This is a genomic window from Paeniglutamicibacter sp. NPDC012692 (genome assembly GCF_042901625.1).
In the GTDB taxonomy this organism is placed as follows: domain Bacteria; phylum Actinomycetota; class Actinomycetes; order Actinomycetales; family Micrococcaceae; genus Paeniglutamicibacter.
The window spans coordinates 1,001,059-1,019,997 of record NZ_JBIBDE010000001.1 but is presented as its reverse complement, the minus strand read 5'-3'; the positions used below and the strand labels follow the sequence as shown (position 1 = coordinate 1,019,997).

Genomic DNA, 18,939 nt, shown 5'->3' with positions numbered 1-18,939 from the left:
TGCATGACTACTTCACCTTCGGCATCGAATTTTTCCCTGGCCAGCCCCGACGAGGTGCTCGCCTACATTCCCCACGCACTTGGTTTCTACCCGCGAAACTCGGTGGTCTTGCTGATTATGCAAAAGGCGGGACTGGCGGCCACGCTGCGCGTGGACCTGCCGGTGGGCCACCATGAACCAGCAGACGAGCGCATCTGGGTGCGCCAGCTGGTCAACCTGGTGCACAAGGTTCCGCGGGCGGACGCGGTGTTCGTCGCCTTCTACACCGATCAGTCGCCGGACAGCTCCATGGATTGGCCTCCGCGACACAAGCTGCTCCAGGCGCTTGTCACGGCCTTGATGCGCGCCGGCATCCAGGTGCGCGACGGCTGGCATGTCGGGTCCGAGCGCTGGCACAGCTACTTCTGCAGCAGCGCGGAATGCTGCCCTGCGGAGGGATTTGCGCTTCCTGACCTCGCGCTGACCGAAACCCACCTGCGCATGGTGGTTGCGGGTTCCGCACCCGAGGAGCAGCTGTGGGACGGTGGTGGAGTTGCCGATTGGCCGAACAAGGAAGCGGTTCGTGCTCAGGTGTTGGAAATGCTTGAGGGTTTTTCCGGCTCGACTTCGCGGGAACAATTCATTGATGGCTGGGCGCGCCTCCTGGATGCCGACCCTGCCGTTGCCGAGCAGAGAATGCGCGGAACCGATTCCTTGTGCGGGGAGCTGCTGGCCTCGTTGCACGACAAGACGCTCCGGGACCTGTTGCCCTATCTCGCAGGCAGGGGAGCCGGGCGTGCCATGCAGGCCTTCCACGAGGTCGCAGGAGCGGTCGACTTCGGTGAGGCATCGCAGGACTTTTCCGATTTTCTTTTGGGAACCGGTGGCGCGCAACCCGATTGGGAAAGGATGGATCGGCTCTGGTTCATCTGCCGCGACCTTTTGGGTGTGGCGGCCGGGCAGGACCATGCCGCCCTGTTGTGCCTTCTCGGTTGGCTCGAATGGGCCAAGGGCCGGGGGAGCTCGGCGCTGAACCTGCTCAAGGCGGCATTGCGGACGGATCCCGGATACAGGCTGGCGCAGCTGTTGCTGCGGTTGCTTGAAGCCGGCGAAATGCCTTCCTGGGTCGCGGACCCGGACAGGGCCTGGCACAGGAAACTTGACGGGCGGCTCAGTGCCTAGTCGCAAAGGACCTTTGTAGGGAAAATCTCCCGACAAAAATGGGGCACGGTGAATCCCCGGCCAGCCGAAACATGAGACACTGTTAACCAGCAGACCCGGTTGGGTTCGTGATCCATGGCTCTTAAGCAGTTGTCACCGGTTTTCCGGAGGGAACAAATGGCGGGAGTAAGGCGTTCTATTCCGTAGACCCTCACTCCCGGCTCGCCTATATTCGGCGGGACGCGGACTTGACAGGGTCATAGTGGTGTTACCGGTAGGTGGCATCGCGGACGAACCGTGAGAAAGGTATTTCGTGTCATCTTCTGAGACGACCACCAATGGCCAGGCTGCCGAAGCCGAAGAGCCGACAGCTGCAGCCGCCAAGGCTGCTGCACCCGCTAAGAAGGCAGCCGTTAAGCGGGCTCCGGCGAAGTCCCGTGCCAAGGCAGCAAAGGCCGACGAAGACACCGACGTCGAAGACACCGACGTTGACGTCGACGATGCCGACGACGCCCCTGCCGCACCCAAGGCAGACGAAAACTCCAAGGGCTTCGTGCTCTCTGCCGACGAGGACGATGCCCCGCAGCAGCAGGTCATGGTCGCCGGCGCAACCGCCGACCCGGTCAAGGACTACCTGAAGCAGATCGGCAAGGTCGCCCTGCTGAATGCCGAGCAGGAAGTCGATCTTGCCCTGCGCATCGAAGCCGGCTTGTTCGCACAGGAGAAGCTGCTCGCCGACGACGGCTCGATGGACAAGCGCCTGCGCTGGGACTACGAGCAGATCATCCACGACGGCAAGATCGCCAAGAACCACCTGCTCGAGGCCAACCTGCGCCTCGTGGTCTCGCTGGCCAAGCGCTACACCGGCCGCGGCATGCTCTTCCTGGACCTCATCCAGGAAGGCAACCTGGGCCTGATCCGTGCTGTCGAGAAGTTCGACTACACCAAGGGCTTCAAGTTCTCCACGTACGCCACCTGGTGGATCCGCCAGGCGATCACCCGTGCCATGGCCGACCAAGCCCGCACGATCCGCATCCCCGTCCACATGGTCGAGGTCATCAACAAGCTTGCACGCGTGCAGCGCCAGATGCTTCAGGACCTCGGTCGCGAACCAACCCCCGAGGAATTGGCCAAGGAATTGGACATGACCCCGGAAAAGGTCGTCGAGGTTCAGAAGTACGGACGCGAACCGATCTCGCTTCACACCCCTCTGGGCGAAGACGGCGACTCGGAGTTCGGCGACTTGATCGAAGACTCCGAAGCCGTTGTGCCGGCCGATGCCGTTTCCTTCACCCTGTTGCAGGAACAGCTTCACTCGGTTCTCGACACGCTCTCCGAGCGCGAGGCCGGCGTCGTGGCCATGCGCTTCGGCCTGACCGACGGACAACCGAAGACCTTGGATGAAATCGGCAAGGTTTACGGCGTGACCCGCGAGCGTATTCGCCAGATCGAGTCGAAGACGATGTCCAAGTTGCGTCACCCGTCGCGTTCGCAGGTTCTGCGCGACTACTTGGATTAAGAATCCCCGTTCGGTGCGCCGGCGGTTGTTGGGTATTTGCCCGGCAACCGCCGGCGCACCGTCGTTTAGAGCCGAATGCGGTCCAGGCGAAACAGTGGTCCGGCGTCCGGACTGATGGCTGACCGAGCTGGCTTAAGACAAAGGATGGGCCCGGCGAAATCGCCGGGCCCATCCAAAAGTCATTCGCTGTCATTTCCTGCCGGCAGCAAATGCCGACGGGACGGAAGCGGACTAGTCCTCGTCGTCGTAAACGGGCTTCTCGTAGAGTCGAGCCGTTTCGTCTTGCCATTCAATGGTCAAGGGGCGAAGCTTCGCTTCAACTGCGCGAGCGTGGTGTCCGCAGAAGTAGAGCTCGCCGCCGGAGGTCTCCAGCACCGCACGTACAAAGGCCTGTGCCCCGCAGCGGTCGCAACGATCGAGCGCATTCAGCTCTCGGGTTACCGTTGTCGTTGTCATGATGACCTCCTTCATTCGTTGTGTATCTAATAGAACCAGTAAAACTCCGGTTTTCTTCTCGATACCTCGGGCTTTCGCTCACCGCGTAGCGGAAACAAGGGTGAGCTGCGGCTCAAAGAAGTGGCGCGATCAGCGAAATGGCGGGGCTGGGCACTATTGTGGATAGCGTCGTTCCGACGTTTTTGAGGAGTACTAAAACCGTGGCCATCAGCAGTGACTACAACGCCCGACACCTATCTGTCCTGGAGGGTCTCGAGGCGGTACGCAAACGCCCGGGCATGTATATCGGTTCCACCGATTCGCGCGGCCTGATGCATTGCCTCTGGGAGATCATTGACAATTCCGTCGATGAGGCGCTGGCCGGCCACGGCCAGTCAATCAACGTCATCCTGCACCCGGATGGATCCGTGGAAATCCACGACGACGGCCGCGGCATCCCCGTGGACATCGAACCGAAGACCGGGCTCTCGGGCGTCGAGGTTGTCTTCACCAAGCTCCACGCCGGCGGCAAGTTCGGTGGCGGTTCCTACACGGCCTCAGGTGGCCTGCACGGCGTTGGCGCCTCCGTGGTGAATGCGCTTTCGGCACGACTGGACGTACAGGTGGATCGTGGCGGCAAGACCTACGGAATGCAGTTCCGCCGTGGCGAGCCCGGGCGGTTCAAGGATTCGGGCAAGGCCAAGCCGGATTCGGTCTTCGAACCGTTCTCTGATGCCTCGGTGCTCGACATCGTGGGGAAGGCCAAGCGCGGTGTCACGGGTACCCGTGTGCGCTATTGGGCGGACCGCCAGATCTTCACCCCCGACGCAAAGTTCTCCTACACCGAACTCCAGGCGCGCGCCCGGCAGACCTCTTTCCTGGTGCCGGGGCTCAAGATCACCCTCCGCGACGAACGCCGCTTGGCAGGCACCCCGGGGGAAGAAGGGGCTTTCGAGGAGGTCTTCCACCACGACGGCGGCATCTCCGAATTCGTTGACTACCTCGCCAACGATGCAGCGGTCACCGACATCTGGCGCTTCCACGGTTCGGGCACCTTCAAGGAATCGGTTCCGGTCATCGACGAATCGGGCCACAGCCGCATCACCGAGGTGGAACGCGTCTGCGACGTGGACGTGGCCCTCCGCTGGGGAATCGGCTACGAAACCACCGTTCGCTCCTTCGTGAACATCATTTCCACCCCCAAGGGCGGAACGCACCAGACAGGTTTCGAGCAGGCGCTGCTGAAGACCTTCCGCAAGGTCATCGAGGCAAACGCCCGCAAGCTGAAGGTCGGCAACGACAAGATCGAGAAAGACGACGTGAGCGCCGGCATGACCGCCGTGCTGACGGTGCGCCTGGCCGAGCCCCAATTCGAGGGGCAGACCAAGGAAATCCTGGGCACCTCAGCGGTGCGCCAAATCGTTTCCAAGGTGATCGAAAAGTCCCTCGGCGCGCAGCTGAATTCCACGGCACGCGGCGACAAGACCCAGGCCTCGATGCTGCTGGAAAAGGTCGTCAGCGAAATGAAGTCGCGTGTTTCGGCACGCGTCCACAAGGAAACCCAGCGCCGCAAGAACGCCCTGGAAACCTCCTCGCTGCCGACCAAGCTTGCGGACTGCCGCAGCACCGACGTGAAGCGCTCCGAACTGTTCATCGTCGAGGGCGACAGCGCGTTGGGCACGGCCAAGCTTGCCCGTTCTTCGGACTTCCAGGCCCTGCTGCCGATCCGCGGCAAGATCCTCAACGTGCAGAAGGCCTCGGTGGCGGACATGCTCTCCAACGCCGAATGCGCAGCCATGATCCAGGTCATCGGTGCGGGTTCTGGCCGCAGCTTCGACATTTCCGCAGCCCGCTACGGCAAGGTCGTGTTGATGACGGATGCCGATGTCGACGGTGCGCACATTCGCACACTGCTGCTCACGCTCTTCTTCCGCTACATGCGACCGATGATCGAGCACGGGCGCGTGTATGCCGCGGTTCCGCCGCTGCACCGCATCGAGGTCATCAATGCCGGGTCCAAGGCCAATGAAATGATCTACACCTATTCCGAGGCCGAGATGCACCAGGTGCTGGACGCACTTGCCGCCGAAGGAAAGCGCTACAAGGAACCCCTGCAGCGCTACAAGGGTCTGGGCGAAATGGACGCCGACCAGCTGGCCGAAACCACCATGGACCCGCGCCACCGCACGCTGCGCCGTGTAGGCCTGGCCCAGGCTGAGAGCGCCGAGCGGGTCTTCGACCTGCTGATGGGCTCGGACGTTGCACCGCGCAAGGAATTCATCATTGGTGGCGCCGAGCGCCTGGAACGTGATCGCATCGACGCATAGCATTCGGCTCCGACGAGTGTGGCGGGTCCCTTCGGGGCCCGCCACACTCGTATAGGGGTCGGCGCCGAATCGTATGGCGCAACGGCCTATTCGAAGAAGCCGGGGACGATCAACAGGGTCGTCGGCACCGCGAACAAGATGATTGCCGTTGCAATGATCAAGTTTCGCAGGGCGCTGTTCAGCGGCGGCTGGGGTGTGAGCAGGCGCCGCAGACGGCGCGAGGAGAGTTCCTCGGTGGGCCCTCCCGGCGTGCCGGTCGGTGGGGCCGCCGCGTGTTTGCCGCCTTGGTCGCCCAGTGCACCGGTTGCCACGGTGAGAAGTGCGCGAAGCAGGGTGGGGGACTGGACTTCGCGAAGTGCCGCGTCGTCGGCAAGCATTTCCACGAGCTCGTGGACCGCGGCAAGCGCGAGTCTGGACGTGGGCAGCCATGGCAGTGCGTCGTTCCATGAGGTGAACGCGAGCAAGAGCAAGTCGTGGCGCTGGTCCAAGTGGGCCCGTTCGTGGGCCATGACGGCGCGCAGCTCGTCGGGGCTGAGCTTCTGCACCAGCCCGCGCGAGAGGACCGTGACCGAACCCGAAAAGCTCGGCAGGCAATAGGCAACCGGGGTTTCGTGATCCAAGACAAGTGTGGCCGGATCCGTGGGGGACTTTTCAGAGAGCAACGACAGGATGTGCCTGTGTCGGGCGCGCTGGCGGCTGATTCGCCAGGCCGCGCGGATCAGCGTCAGTACAAGATGGAAACCCAGCAGTGCGGCGGTGCTTAGCGCGAAGATGTGCACCGGGCCGGGCGAGTTGACGTCGGGATCGCCCATGAGGAGCTTGATGCCGCCGACGGAGGCTGAAATCAGGCTGTCGCCGAGGGGGTTGAGGCCCCAAAAGAGCATGGCGCCGATCATGGAGAGGCCGCCGGCGAGTGCTATCGCCTGCCATACCACCATGGCTGCGAACGGGGATCGTGCCGTCCAGCGGGCGCGCGAAAGCGCGACGGGTATCGGCCAGGCCAAAAGGATGGCCAGACCCGCCAAGAGGTACGAGGTCAGCAGCACGATGCCCGGCTGTCGGGACTGGGATTAGGCGTTGTGCGGGGTGTCGAGCAGCTGGCGCAACGACTGTGCTTCCTCGGCGGAGATGCCGCCAATGAAGCGTGCCAGTACGGCCTCGCGGTCCATGACCGTGCCCAGTGCTTCGTTCATCAAGGCCACGGTGTGGTCCTCGCGGCTGGTGACGGAAGTGTAGCGGTGCGGGCGGATATCGCGTTCGCGCGCCACGAGCCCCTTCTTTTCCAGTCGTGCCAGAACCGTCAGGACGGTCGTGACGGCAAGTTCCTTGCCTTCGACGTCGCCGGGTGCGGCAAGCTGATCACGAAGTTCGTTGGCCGTGAGCGGGGACGTCGAGTCCCAGAGGAGATCCATTACTGCTCGTTCAAGGTCGCCAAGAGTGGCCAATCTAAGTTCCTTACGCATTCGAAACAGGGTTCTTGCGGACAACGCAAGATCCCGTGAGTGGCACGAAAGGGCCTCTCACCAACCTCAGTTTACAGTGTGGCGGCCAAATGTTCTACAGTGGGTAGAACGAACTTCTACGAGACGTAGAAAACAGTGTGTAGACTCGGAGCGTCCGAGTAGATGAGTGTTGAGAGGTTGGCCGTGGATCCCCTTGAAATCGCCAGATGGCAATTTGGAATCACCACCGTTTATCACTTCCTGATGGTCCCCCTGACCATCGGCCTCGGCCTGGTGGTGGCGGTCATGCAGACGGCCTGGCACCGCACGGGCAAGGAAGAATACCTGCGCATGACCAAGTTCTGGGGAAAGCTCTTCCTCATCAACTTCATCATGGGCGTCGCCACGGGCATCGTCCAGGAATTCCAGTTCGGCATGGCCTGGAGCGAGTACAGCCGCTTCGTTGGCGACGTCTTTGGGGCCCCGCTGGCCATGGAAGCCCTGCTGGCGTTCTTCGTCGAATCGACGTTCCTTGGACTGTGGATCTTCGGCTGGGGCCGCCTGCCCAAGCGAATCCACCTCGCAACCATTTGGTGCGCCTCGCTGGCCACAATACTCTCCGCGTACTTCATTCTCGTCGCCAACTCCTGGATGCAGCACCCGGTTGGCACCGAGATCGTCGATGGCCGCGCAACCATGACCGACGCCTGGGCCGTCTTCACCAACAACACGGCGCTGGTGACGTTCCCGCACACCATCTTCGGCGCCTTCGCCGTGGCCGGCGGATTCCTGCTCGGCATCTCCTGGTACCACCTCTACAAGCGGCGGTCCGCCGGCATCGACACCGTGGATGCGGAGGGGAAGGTCGTCGTCGGCGAGGACGCGAAGCTCGGCAAGAACCGCGACAAGGTCGACTACCAGGTTTGGATCAAGTCCCTGCGAGTTGGCGCCATCGTCGCCGTTGTGTCCTTCCTTGGCGTGGCATTCTCGGGCCACGTCCAGGCTCAGCTCATGTTTGAGCAACAGCCCATGAAGATGGCCGCCGCCGAGGCGGCCTGCCACGACGGAACCGGATTCTCGATTCTGTCCATCGGCGACCTCAGCCAGCCGGGTGCCACAACGTGCGAAGAGATGGTCGCGGTCTGGGAGATCCCGGGTCTGCTCTCCTTCCTGGCCAATGACAACTTCACCACCGAGATCAAGGGCGTCAACTCGCTCCTGCCCGAGTACCAGGCAAAGTACGGAACGCACCTGCCCAACGACCCGATGTACGGGGACCGTGCGGGGAGCGAAATCAATTACCTTCCGGTCATGGCCGTGACCTACTGGGGCTTCCGCCTGATGATCACCCTCGGCGGCCTCTCCGCGGTCGCCGCAGGCGTGGCGCTCTGGCTCACCCGCAAGGGAACCGTCCCGGCCAGCAAGTGGATCTCCCGCCTGGCGCTCTTCGGAATGCTGGCGCCCTTTGGCGCCAACTCCGCCGGCTGGATCTTCACGGAGATGGGCCGACAGCCCTTCGTGGTCGCACCCAACCCGAGCTTCGAGGGGATCGACCAGGTGTTCATGTTCACCGCCGCGGCGGTTTCCCCGGGGGTCAGCGCCGGAGAAATGCTCTTCTCGCTGGTCGCGCTCACCCTGGTCTATGCGGTGCTGCTCGTCGTTGAAGTGGTCCTGTTGACCAGGTTCATTCGCGGCGGAGTCGGCGCGGCCATGCCGGAGCTGAACGACCATCCCGACGACGGGCACAAGGACACCGATGTGCTCTCCTTCGCCTACTAACCGCACTGATTCAAGAGAGGACATTTAAGTGGACTTCCTACCCACCCTGTGGTTCATCCTGATCGCCGTGCTCTGGATCGGCTACCTTTTCCTTGAGGGTTTCGACCTGGGCGTCGGCATGCTCATGAAGACCTTCGCCAGGAACGACAAGCAGCGCCGCGTGCTGCTGAACACCGTCGGACCCGTCTGGGACGGCAACGAGGTGTGGCTGCTGACGGCCGGTGGCGCGACCTTTGCGGCCTTCCCCTACTGGTACGCCTCGCTGTTCTCCGCCCTCTATATCCCGCTGGTGCTGGTGCTCATCGCGCTGATCTTCCGCGCCGTTTCATTCGAGTACCGCGGCAAGGCGCACACCCTTGCGGCGCGGAACTTCTGGGACTGGGCCATCTGCCTGGGATCGTTCGTCGCGGCCTTCGGCATCGGCGCCATGCTGGCGCTGAGCACCACGGGCCTGCCGCTGAATGCCAACGGCGACCGCGTCGGCGGCGCCTTCGCCTGGTTCAACATGTATGCGGTGCTCGGCGGGCTCGGCGTGGTCGCCTTCTGCCTGATCCACGCGCTGGCCTTCCTGACCCTGAAAACCGACGGGGAGATCCGTGTTCGCGCCCGCAGGCTGCTGGGCCGGTGGCTGCCGGTGGCCCTGCTGCCGCTTGCCGGTTGGGCGATTGCCGTGGTGGTGCTCAACCGCAGCGGGATCGCGCTGGTGCCCCTGGCGCTTGCGGTGGTTGCGCTGGTCTTCGCATGGTTCAGCGCCCTCAAGCACCGCGAGGGACGGGCGTTCATCGGCCTGGGGCTCTTCCTGGTCATGGGAGTTGCCACGATCTTCATGGCCGCGTACCCGAACGTGCTGCCCTCGACGATCGATGCCGCCTACAACCTGACGGTGTCCAACGCATCCTCGACCCCGTACACGCTCAAGCTCATGAGCATCGTTGCGGCGTTCGGCGTGCCGCTGGTGCTGGCCTACCAGGGCTGGACGTACTGGGTGTTCCGCAAACGCATCACCGAGTCGCACATCCCCGAAGCGCACGTCGTCACCTCCATCGTCTAGCCGGACCCCGGCCGGCCGCGTAGAAAGCAAGACACCAGTCCCATGAAACCAGTATTGCCCGCAGGAACCGGATCACGTTTGGTGCTGGCGCTGCTCGCCGGGCTGGCGGCCCTCAAGACCGTCGGATTGATTGTGATCGCCGATGCCCTGGCCACGGCCATCGGCCAACTGGCGGGCGCCGGCGGCGCGGATGTCCAAAGGCTGCTGGCCATGGGGCTGGCCGGTGCGCTGCTGCGCGCCGGTTCGGTGTGGGGAACCCAGTTCGCCGCACGGCGTGCCGGGTTGGGCGCCAAGGAGAAGCTGCGAGGGCAGCTCTTGGCCGCCGGGCTGTCCGGGCGGGGCGCGGGATCCGCATCCCGCCCGGAGCATGGGGCCCTTGCCGCGCTGGCCAGCCGCGGGCTGGACGGGCTGGACAACTACTACACGAAGTACCTGCCGGCGGTCGTCGCGGCAACGGTCATCCCGCTCATGGTCGTGGTCCGGGTGCTGGTCGCCGACTGGGTTTCCGCACTGATCATCGTGCTGACCCTGCCGCTGGTGCCGGTCTTCATGATCCTCATCGGACTGCACACCCAGGACAGGGTCAAGGCCGCGGCCGCGGGCCTTGACCGGCTGTCCAACCAGCTTCTGGAACTGGCCCAGGGACTTCCGGCACTGATCGGGCTGCGCCGGGCCAGGGGCAAGGGCCGCGCCCTGGCCCAGGTCTCGGAGGGGTACCGGGAGAGCAGTATGAAAACGCTGCGCACCGCGTTCCTCTCCGGCCTGGCGCTGGAGCTGATCGCCACCATTTCCGTGGCCGTCGTCGCCGTTTTCATCGGCGTGCGGCTTGTCTACGGGCACATGGGCCTCGAGGCAGGACTGCTGGCCCTGATCCTGGCCCCCGAGGCATACCTGCCGCTGCGCGAGCTCGGCGCCGCCTACCATGCGTCCGAGGACGGGGTCGAGGCCCTGGAGCGCAGCGAGAAGTTCGTCGACGGCGGCACCCGGGAACCCGGCAGCGCCCCGGTGCAGCTGCCGTCCCGCGGCAACGTGCTGGAGATCCGCAACCTGACGGTGAACCACGCGGGCCGCAGCGAACCGGTCCTGCACAACGTGGACCTCGACCTGCCGGCGGGGCAGTCCCGCGTCCTGGACGGGGCCAGCGGCACCGGCAAGAGCACGCTGCTGCACGCTGTGCTTGGGCAGCTCGAGGGAGCAGCCGTGGAGGGCAGCATCGCCGTCCGGCCCGAACGCACCGCCTGGATTTCCCAGCACCCGCAGTTCACCGAGGAAACCGTGCGCGGGGAAATCACCCTGCACGCCGGCAACGCGCTGGACGCCGCGGGCCTTGAAGCCGTGTGCCGGGACGCGAACATCGCGCACCTAGCCGACCGTCGGCTGGTTGACTGCAGCCCGGGGGAGCTGCGCCGCGTTGCCGTGGCGCGCGTGCTGGGCCGGGTGGCCGCGGATCCGGATGTCGACCTGGTGCTTGCCGACGAGCCGACCGCCCACCTTGACGAGGCGTCTGCGGCTCGCATCCGCGCGGCGCTGCTGCGCCTGACGGCACGTTGCGCGCTGCTGGTTGCAAGCCACGACCGGGTGCTCGCCGTCGCGCTGCGCGGACAGGCAGCGCCACACACGGGCGCCGACCCGGACGCCGAGCCGACGTCGAACGCACCCGTGCCAGATGTTGCCGCGACCCAGGCAACGGAACCCCCGGCAACCGCAGCCCCGGCCGGCAAACGGACGCTGGCGCACTGGAAGCTGCTGCGCTCACTGCCGTGGTTCCGCGGCGGAATGGGTCTGGGCCTGCTGCTGGCAACGTTTGCCGCGCTCTTTGGCGTGGGCCTGACCGGGATTTCCGGCTGGCTGATCGTCACCGCCAGCCACCGTCCGCCCATGTTGCACCTGATGGTCGCGATCGTCGGCGTGCGAACCTTCGGCATCGGCCGTTCCGTGCTGCACTACGCCGAACAGCTCAAGATCCACGACGCGGTGCTGCGCTTCTCCGGAAACCTGCGCGAGCGCCTCTGGGACGCGCTGGTGGCCCAGCCCAGGATGTGGGGCAGGCTCACCCGCTCCGGAGCGGCGCTGGGACACCTGGTGGCCGAGGTCGACGAGGTCCGCGACGCGGTTCCCCGCGTGTTGGTCCCGCCGGTTGCCGGCGTCGCCACCTGGGCCGTGATCACCGTAGGCATCGGTTTCTGGGCTCCGCAGGCATTGTGGCTGGCACTGCTGCTGGGCCTGCTCGCCTTCGTGGTGCTGCCGCTCGCGGTGCTTGCCGTGGAGAAGCGCACGACCATTGCCGTGAGCGAGCACCGCATCTGGCTCGGCTTCAGGGTTCCCACGCTGCTGCGCGCGGCCGCGGACCTGCGCGCCAACAACGCCACCGGCACGGCGCTTGCGGAGTTCGCCCGGGAGGACGCCAAGGCAACGGCCGTCCTGCGCGCCTCGGCCCGTGGCGCGGGACTGGCCCAGGGCGGGGCTGCGCTGCTCTCGGCGGTCGCCGCAGTCTTGGCTGTCGCCGTGACAACCGGCGGAGGGGAGGCGGCCGCGATTGCCGGACTGCTGCTCCTGGCGTTGGGCGAACCGATCGCCAACACCGCCACGTCGGTGCAGCAGCTGCCGCAGCTCGACGACGTGCTCAAGCGGGTCTGGGTCAACCTCGAGGGTGCGCACACCGAATCGACCGGCACCGCCGCCCAGCCGCGCCAGGAGACAGGCACCGCCGGCACGGCAAACAACCCGTCGACGCTGACCGGCCTCCGCCTGCGCGACGCCAGCGCGGGATGGGACGCGGGGCGGCCCGTCTTCGAGCACGCAACCGTCGACGTCGAAACGGGGCGCTGGGTCGGCCTGACCGGGCCCTCCGGATCGGGCAAGTCCACGATGCTCGCCGCGTTCCTGGGCGCGCTGCCGCCGCTGGCCGGAAGTCTGCAGGCCAGACGCGGTGACGGAGAATGGGCGGACGCAACGACCGCGGACCTGGCATCGGTCTCGTGGTGCCCGCAGGAGGCGCACCTCTTTGACTCCTCGGTCCGCTCCAACCTCGGACTGGGCCGGGACCTCGCGGACCAGCCCGCCGACGGCGAACTGGTTGCCGTGCTGGAACAGGTCGGACTCGGGGGCTGGCTCGACTCCCTGCCCGGCGGGCTGGACGAGCGCATCGGCTCCGGAGGGCACCACCTCTCCGGCGGGCAGCGCCAGCGACTGGCCGTGGCCCGCGCCCTGGTTGCCCGCTCCCGGGTGCTGCTGCTCGACGAGCCCACCGCCCACCTGGGCGCCGACGAGGCTGTCGAACTGATCGCCGACCTGCGCGGGGCGCTACGGGACTGCGCGGTGTTGGTCGTCACCCACGATGCCGCCGTCGCCAGGCTCGCCGACGAGGTTTTCGACCTGTTGGACCTGAATGACCGCGCGGTTGCCCGCCGCTAATCTCGCGAGGCCAAATTTCTGGCGGGCGGTGGCGGCGTTGAAGCAGGACGGAGTATGCCGAAACCGGACTGCGAACACGCAAAAGGCAAAGCTCGACGATGATTTGCGGTCGCCTCGGCGACCATGTACTGCGGGCCCGGGGCTGCCCATGTCCAAGAGGCGGATGAATTCCGCGGGTCCTTGCTGAACGAACGAATCGGGCCCTGATTCGCGAACGAGTGGATTCGCCGGCGTGTGCCCTGCGACAGATGCAGGGCACACGCTGCATCCATTCCCGGGCCGTCCGGCCATAGGCCCGTGTTCCTTGGGTCTCTCACTCGTTTCGGAGGGCACTCCACGAAGGCCAGCCGACAAGGCCATAAGTATAGGTGTTTCCGACTCGATGAGTGCTTTTCGAGTATGGCAAACGTAAATCCAAGTAGTCGGCGGCAAGCAATTGGGTATCCGCTACGCGTGAGCACACGGCATGGGATTGCCTAACGTTTGAGGTAATCCAGACGTACTCGTTTGGATGATGATCTGTATCCGGTCTATGTGGTCCACGGCTTGCAAGCCGAGACGCTCTGGGGCAGTTGGCTCCATGTATCCGGGTTACTTGAATTCATCGGACTGGGGTCGGCGATTGGCGTTCAGCGTCTGGGGATGCTCCCGGCAAACGCAGGCTCCTTCCGGCCAAGAGTGGGGGGAACTCTTCCGCACGATCAACAACCGCAGGAACCCTGGGGAACCTGTTGGGCGGTTCATTGATGGGGACGTTGCCGGCGCCGACTTTCGCGAAAATGCGAAGTAGTGACCGACGCGGCGCATGGCCGCATCGAACGACAACAATTGCCTTCGCAATCAAACCGGAGAACGATTCAAAAATTCAAAAAAATTGATTACCTTGGGGGGAATCTACAATGACTTTGATCAACAAACATGAGGATTTGCAGGAGTTCATGGGGAGCCCTGCACCAGCATCGTCGATGATCTACCTTCCGGAGAGCCGCCCCAAGGTGAGCCTCATCATCCCGACTCTCAACGAGGCAAAGAACCTCGTCCTCGTGCTGCCGACCATCCCCGACATCGTGGATGAGCTGATCATCGTCGACGGGGAATCGACCGACGGCACCCTGGACGTCGTGCGCGAACTCCGGCCGGATGCGGTGATTGTGCTCGAGCAGCGCCATGGCAAGGGCCATGCACTGCGGGCCGGCTTCGAGGCCGCCCGCGGCGACATCATCGTGATGATGGATGCCGACGGATCGATGGACGTGTCGGACATCGGGGTCTTCGTTGCATCGCTTCAATCGGGGGCCGACGTTGTCAAGGGATCCCGCTTTGTGCAGGGTGGCGGCAGCAGCGACCTGACCATGCTGCGCACAGCCGGCAACCTCGCGCTCACACAGGCGGTCCGGATCGTCTTTGGCGGACGCTACTCCGATTTGTGCTATGGCTACATGGCCTTCTGGCGCCACGTGCTTCCGGCCTTCGAAGGCGAAGTCGGAGGCTTCGAGGTGGAGACATTCCTGAACATCCGGGCACTGGCCGCGGGCCTGCGCGTCGTGGAAGTCGCATCGTTCGAGAGCTCGCGGATCCACGGTGAAAGCAATCTGCACACCTTCCGGGACGGGGCACGCGTGCTGCGAACCATTTACCGCGAACGGCGCGGACTGACGCGCGCCCGCTCCGGCCTGGGTGTGCCGAGGCCGGCCGTTCAGGCCCTGGTGGGAGCCGCCTATCTGGCAAGTCAGGCGGAAAATGTATGAGCACCGTTACGACCTCGGTCGTGATCTGCACATACACTGAGCGGCGCTGGGAAGACCTAGTGGCGTCCGTGGCCTCCGTCAGCGGCCAAGGCATGCCATGCGATCAGCTGGTTGTCGTTGTCGACCACAATCCGGAATTGCTGGTCCGGGCCCGACTGGACCTGGAGGGCGTCGAAGTGGTCGCAAGCACGGGCCCGCGCGGGTTGTCAGGGGCGCGAAACACCGGGATCGGCGTGGCCCGCGGCGACGTGGTCGTTTTTCTCGATGACGATGCAACCGCCGATCCGCGGTGGCTGGAACGGCTTGTCGCGCCGTTCGCCGATCCGCGGGTGCTGGGCGTCGGCGGTTCCGCGATGCCCGTCTGGCAGAGCGCCGAACCGGCCTGGTGGCCGGCGGAGTTCGGCTGGGTCGTAGGCTGCAGCTACACGGGCCTGCCGGGGGAGCGCTCGGCGGTGCGCAACCTCATGGGGTGCAACATGGCGATGCGCAGTTCCGTTCTCGAGGCCGTCGGAGGCTTCGACAGCGGGCTGGGCCGCACCGCGGCCGGCGCGGCGGGTTGCGAGGAGACCGAGTGGTGCATCCGCGCTTCCAGGGTTTTCCCCGACGGCGTGTTCCTCTACGAACCGGATGCCGTCGTCCACCACAAGGTCCCGGAGGCAAGGGCGACCTGGTCGTACTTCCGCACCCGGTGCCACGCCGAGGGCGTCTCCAAGGCGCGGGTCGCCCGCACCGCGGGCCCCTCGCGGGGACTCTCCGCGGAACGCTCGTACGTGGGCCGGACCCTTCCCGCCGGGGTGCTGCGCAACCTCGCCGAGGGGCTCCGCATGGACCGGTTCGGCCCGGCCAGGGCCGGGGCGATCGTGGCAGGCCTGTCGTTCACCACCGCCGGCTTCCTGAAGGCACGGCTTGCCGGCCCGGGCGAACCGGTGGGGGAGCTGCCGGCGGTGCTGCCGGTCCTGCCCCTGGTCATCGACCTGCAGGATCCGGCCGCGGCGCTGAACGCCGTCGATCCCGGCGCCACGCACCGAAGTGCATTGTGCCTGGTCACCAACGGCGGCGACCCCGTCGCCAAGGTGCGCATCGAACTTTCCGGAGAGGAACCGCTCACCGCCGAGCTGGTCCGCCGGCGCGTGGCCGAAGCGGAACCCCGGACCGGCTCCTCCCAAAGCCGGCCCGAACGGGCAAACGCGGCGGCACCCGCTGCCGGGGCTCCGGCCACGGTGGTCGTTGCCACCCGGAACCGGCCCGCGCAACTCGTCGAATGCCTTGACTCGATCCTTGCCGGCACCGCATCCGCGCAACGCATCATCGTGGTGGACAACGCCCCGTCGGACAACCAAACCGCCGACCTGATGGCACGTCGCACCGCGCAGGACCCGCGCCTGGTCTACGTGCGCGAGGACAGGCCGGGGCTGGCCCACGCCCACAACGCAGCCCTTGCGCACATCGAGACGGACATCGTGGCCTTCACGGACGACGACGTGCTGGCCGACCCGCGCTGGCTCGAGAGCATCGTGCGGGTCTTCGCCGAGGATGCGCAGGCCGTGTGCGTCACCGGCATGATCGCGCCCCGCGAGCTTGAAACGCTTCCGCAGCAGTGGGTCGAGGGCAACGAGACCTACGACAAGGGCCTGGGCCGCCGGGTGTTCGACGCCTCACGGCGCAACGGCGAACACCCCCTGCTGCCCTACGCCTCCGGCGCCTGCGGTTCCGGGGCGAACATGGCCTTCCGGACCTCCTATCTGCGGGGCACCGGGGGGTTCGAGACGGCCCTGGGCACCGGCACCGTGGCGATGGGCGGGGATGACCTGGCCGCCTTCTACGACGTGCTGGATTCCGGGCACCGGATCGTTTACGAGCCGGCGGCCATCGTGCTGCATCCGCACCACCGCGACTATGCGGCACTGCGCCGCCAGGTCTACGGGTACGGGGCCGGGCTCGGGGCCCACCTGACGCGCTGCCTGCTGCGCGATCCGCGCATGGTCCTGGCACTCGCCCTGAACGCGGCGTCCCTGCAAGCCCGGGCCGCCCGCATCCTGCGCCCGCCGGCCGTCGAGGGACTGCCGCCGTGGCCGAAGGACCTGTTGCGCGAGCACCGGCGGGGCCTGGTCTCTGGCCCGGGGCGGTACGTGCTGAGCCGGCACCGGCTCAACCGGGCAGCCAGACAGGGGGGAAAGCGATGAGTCAGGACATCCCGATCCTGCTGTACCACTCCGTCAGCGACGAGCCCCCGGCAGACTTCAGTCCGTGGGCCGTGGGTTCCGGAATGTTCGGGGAACACCTCGACACGCTCGTCGAGCTCGGCTACGAGGGCCTGACCATCGGCCAACTCACGGAACTGACCCTGGCCGGACGCCCGGTCCCGGAACGGGCCGTGGTGGTGACCTTCGACGACGGTTTCTCCGACTTCGCCTCCAACGCCTGGCCGCCGATGAAGGCTCGGGGGGTGCCAGCCACCCTGTACGTCACCGCGGGCCTGGTGGGCGGCAGCAGCGAATGGCTTGAACCCGTGGGCGCCGGCGGGCTGCCCATCCTGGGGGCCGTTGAGATCGGTGCGCTTTCCGACGACGGCGTGGAGATCGGCGCGCACAGCATGACCCACCCCCAGCTGGACATCGTGGGGCGCGGGCGGGCCTGGCGCGAGATCCGCGACAGCAAGAACGCGCTCGAGGCGATCGTGGGCCGGCGGGTCGAGACCTTCGCCTACCCGCACGGCTACCACGACCGGGAGACCAAGAAGATGGTCGCCGATGCAGGCTTCACCTCCGCCGCCGCGGTGCGCAACGCGCTGAGCCACGCCGGGGACGACAGGTTCGCCCTGGCCAGGTACACCGTGATGGCGGACTGCACCGCCGAGCACCTCGCGGGCGTCCTGGACGGGCGCCATGCCAGGCGAGCCCCCCGCCGGGAGCGCCTGCGGACCGGTGTGTGGCGGGAAATACGACGCTTCCGTGCAAGGAATGGATCATGACGGTTCAAACAGCCCCGAACACTCACCAGGTGGTTTCGCCCGTTCCGCGGGGCAAATGGCGCAGCGTGCTGGCCGGCGACCCGCTGGCCCTGCCCGAGCATTCCCCGGACTGGGTCGACGCGCTGACCGACGGCGGCCGCTACCGCGATGCAAGCCGCCTGTACTCATTTTCCGACGGCCGCGAGGCGATACTGCCGCTGGTGAGGCGCCGCGGCTTGGCAGGCATCGGCGGATGGCTGCTGTCCTACCCCTCGGGTTGGGGCATGGGCGGACTGGTCGGGGCCGGCATCGACGGGGAGGTTGCGCGCGCCGTGCTGGAGGACCTGCGTGAACAGCATTGGCAGCGCGTGGCCATCCGCCCGGATCCCCGGCGGTGGCAGGCCTGGGCGGAAGCCCTCGATGCAAACGTGCTCACGATTCCGCGGCGCGTGCACATCATCGACCTGGGCGGGGGCGTTGACAGCGCGTGGCACGGAATGTCCAATTCGACGCGCCGACACGTCCGGAATGCCGAACGGCACGGAGTGCGCATCGAAACGGGCCATTCCGGCGCCCTGCTCAGGGACTACTACTCGTTGTTCCTCGCTTCGGTGGACCGCTGGGCCGAGCAGCAGCACGAGCCGCGGGCGCTTGCCCACGCGCGGGCCAAGCTGCGCGACCCCCTGGCCAAGCTGCAGTCGATCGGACGGCACCTGGGCGAGGGCTTCCTGGTCACGCTCGCCTACGTCGACGGCAAGCCCGCGGCCGGGTCGATCACGCTGTACGGCCGGACGGCCCACTACACCCGTTCGGCCATGGACCGGGAGCTGGTCGGCAGGACGGGCGCCGGGGAGCTGGTCCAGTGGACGGCCATCAAGTTGGCGTGCGAACGGGGGTGCACCGTCTACAACATGGGCGAGTCCGGCCAGTCCGCCGCGCTGGCCCAGTTCAAGGAGAAGTTCGGGGCACGCCCCTTCGACTACGCAGAGCTGCGGCTGGACCGGCTGCCGTGGACCCGTGCCGACGCCGCGCTGCGCCGCGCGGTCAAGCGCATCCTGGGATTCCGCGATGTGTGACCGCCGCGCGGAGCGTGCCCACCCCGGGAAACACCTGCCATCCGGCATGCGGCGACAG

The 18,939-nt window shown here is 66.0% G+C and carries 13 protein-coding genes; 10 read left to right on the top strand and 3 right to left on the bottom strand.

Translation table 11 applies throughout. The features are described from left to right. Window positions 1-3 precede the first annotated feature (3 nt). Both ACFY5D_RS04700 and ACFY5D_RS04695 read left to right on the top strand, forming a co-directional pair. Complete coding sequence (locus tag ACFY5D_RS04700; RefSeq protein WP_387525698.1) at window positions 4-1,161, top strand: DUF4192 domain-containing protein; 1,158 nt, start codon at window positions 4-6, stop codon at window positions 1,159-1,161. Window positions 1,162-1,453: 292 nt separating this feature from the next. Further along, window positions 1,454-2,659: an RNA polymerase sigma factor gene (locus ACFY5D_RS04695; RefSeq protein ID WP_387525695.1), complete on the top strand. Its 1,206-nt coding sequence runs from the start codon at window positions 1,454-1,456 to the stop codon at window positions 2,657-2,659. Between the two features lie 231 nt (window positions 2,660-2,890). On the opposite strand, the gene ACFY5D_RS04690 is transcribed toward ACFY5D_RS04695, so the two are convergent. After that, window positions 2,891-3,115, bottom strand: coding sequence for a hypothetical protein (locus ACFY5D_RS04690; RefSeq protein WP_387525694.1), 225 nt, complete (start codon window positions 3,113-3,115; stop codon window positions 2,891-2,893). Between the two features lie 200 nt (window positions 3,116-3,315). Here ACFY5D_RS04690 and ACFY5D_RS04685 point away from each other — a divergent pair, with 200 nt between their 5' ends. Next, a complete protein-coding gene (locus tag ACFY5D_RS04685) occupies window positions 3,316-5,421 on the top strand; it encodes a type IIA DNA topoisomerase subunit B (RefSeq protein ID WP_387525691.1) in 2,106 nt (701 codons plus the stop codon). An 86-nt stretch (window positions 5,422-5,507) separates the two neighbouring features. On the opposite strand, the gene ACFY5D_RS04680 is transcribed toward ACFY5D_RS04685, so the two are convergent. Together ACFY5D_RS04680 and ACFY5D_RS04675 are read right to left on the bottom strand one after the other, a co-directional pair. Continuing rightward, on the bottom strand, window positions 5,508-6,467 hold the full coding sequence (locus tag ACFY5D_RS04680) for a M56 family metallopeptidase (RefSeq protein WP_387525688.1): 960 nt from the start codon (window positions 6,465-6,467) through the stop codon (window positions 5,508-5,510). Window positions 6,468-6,491: 24 nt separating this feature from the next. Continuing rightward, entirely contained in the window at window positions 6,492-6,866 is a 375-nt protein-coding gene (locus tag ACFY5D_RS04675) for a BlaI/MecI/CopY family transcriptional regulator (RefSeq protein WP_387525686.1), read from the bottom strand. A 201-nt stretch (window positions 6,867-7,067) separates the two neighbouring features. Here ACFY5D_RS04675 and ACFY5D_RS04670 point away from each other — a divergent pair, with 201 nt between their 5' ends. The 7 genes from ACFY5D_RS04670 (at window position 7,068) to ACFY5D_RS04640 (ending at window position 18,881) form a co-directional block, all read left to right on the top strand. Continuing rightward, complete coding sequence (locus ACFY5D_RS04670; protein WP_387527563.1) at window positions 7,068-8,642, top strand: cytochrome ubiquinol oxidase subunit I; 1,575 nt, start codon at window positions 7,068-7,070, stop codon at window positions 8,640-8,642. 28 nt (window positions 8,643-8,670) lie between these two features. Further along, entirely contained in the window at window positions 8,671-9,693 is a 1,023-nt protein-coding gene (gene cydB, locus ACFY5D_RS04665; RefSeq protein WP_387525682.1) for a cytochrome d ubiquinol oxidase subunit II, read from the top strand. 42 nt (window positions 9,694-9,735) lie between these two features. Further along, window positions 9,736-13,107, top strand: a complete 3,372-nt coding sequence (cydD, locus tag ACFY5D_RS04660) for a thiol reductant ABC exporter subunit CydD (protein WP_387525679.1) — start codon at window positions 9,736-9,738, stop codon at window positions 13,105-13,107. 899 nt (window positions 13,108-14,006) lie between these two features. Next, window positions 14,007-14,855, top strand: coding sequence for a glycosyltransferase family 2 protein (locus tag ACFY5D_RS04655; RefSeq protein ID WP_387525676.1), 849 nt, complete (start codon window positions 14,007-14,009; stop codon window positions 14,853-14,855). Then, window positions 14,852-17,038 carry a glycosyltransferase gene (locus ACFY5D_RS04650; protein WP_387525673.1) on the top strand — a complete coding sequence of 729 codons (2,187 nt, stop codon included), beginning with the start codon at window positions 14,852-14,854 and terminating at the stop codon, window positions 17,036-17,038. The genes ACFY5D_RS04655 and ACFY5D_RS04650 overlap by 4 nt, the downstream gene beginning before the upstream one ends. Further along, the gene (locus tag ACFY5D_RS04645; protein ID WP_387525670.1) at window positions 17,035-17,826 is read left to right on the top strand and encodes a polysaccharide deacetylase family protein; all 792 of its coding nucleotides are present in this window, start codon (window positions 17,035-17,037) and stop codon (window positions 17,824-17,826) included. The genes ACFY5D_RS04650 and ACFY5D_RS04645 overlap by 4 nt, the downstream gene beginning before the upstream one ends. Next, window positions 17,823-18,881 carry a GNAT family N-acetyltransferase gene (locus tag ACFY5D_RS04640; RefSeq protein WP_387525667.1) on the top strand — a complete coding sequence of 353 codons (1,059 nt, stop codon included), beginning with the start codon at window positions 17,823-17,825 and terminating at the stop codon, window positions 18,879-18,881. The genes ACFY5D_RS04645 and ACFY5D_RS04640 overlap by 4 nt, the downstream gene beginning before the upstream one ends. The last annotated feature ends 58 nt before the right edge of the window (window positions 18,882-18,939 follow it).

Coding starts and splice junctions, on each gene's coding strand:
- ACFY5D_RS04700 (WP_387525698.1), top strand. CDS start 4: ATGACTACTTCACCTTCGGCATCGAATTTTTCCCTGGCCAGCCCCGAC.
- ACFY5D_RS04690 (WP_387525694.1), bottom strand. CDS start 3,115: ATGACAACGACAACGGTAACCCGAGAGCTGAATGCGCTCGATCGTTGC.
- cydD (WP_387525679.1), top strand. CDS start 9,736: ATGAAACCAGTATTGCCCGCAGGAACCGGATCACGTTTGGTGCTGGCG.
- ACFY5D_RS04655 (WP_387525676.1), top strand. CDS start 14,007: ATGACTTTGATCAACAAACATGAGGATTTGCAGGAGTTCATGGGGAGC.
- ACFY5D_RS04650 (WP_387525673.1), top strand. CDS start 14,852: ATGAGCACCGTTACGACCTCGGTCGTGATCTGCACATACACTGAGCGG.
- ACFY5D_RS04645 (WP_387525670.1), top strand. CDS start 17,035: ATGAGTCAGGACATCCCGATCCTGCTGTACCACTCCGTCAGCGACGAG.
- ACFY5D_RS04640 (WP_387525667.1), top strand. CDS start 17,823: ATGACGGTTCAAACAGCCCCGAACACTCACCAGGTGGTTTCGCCCGTT.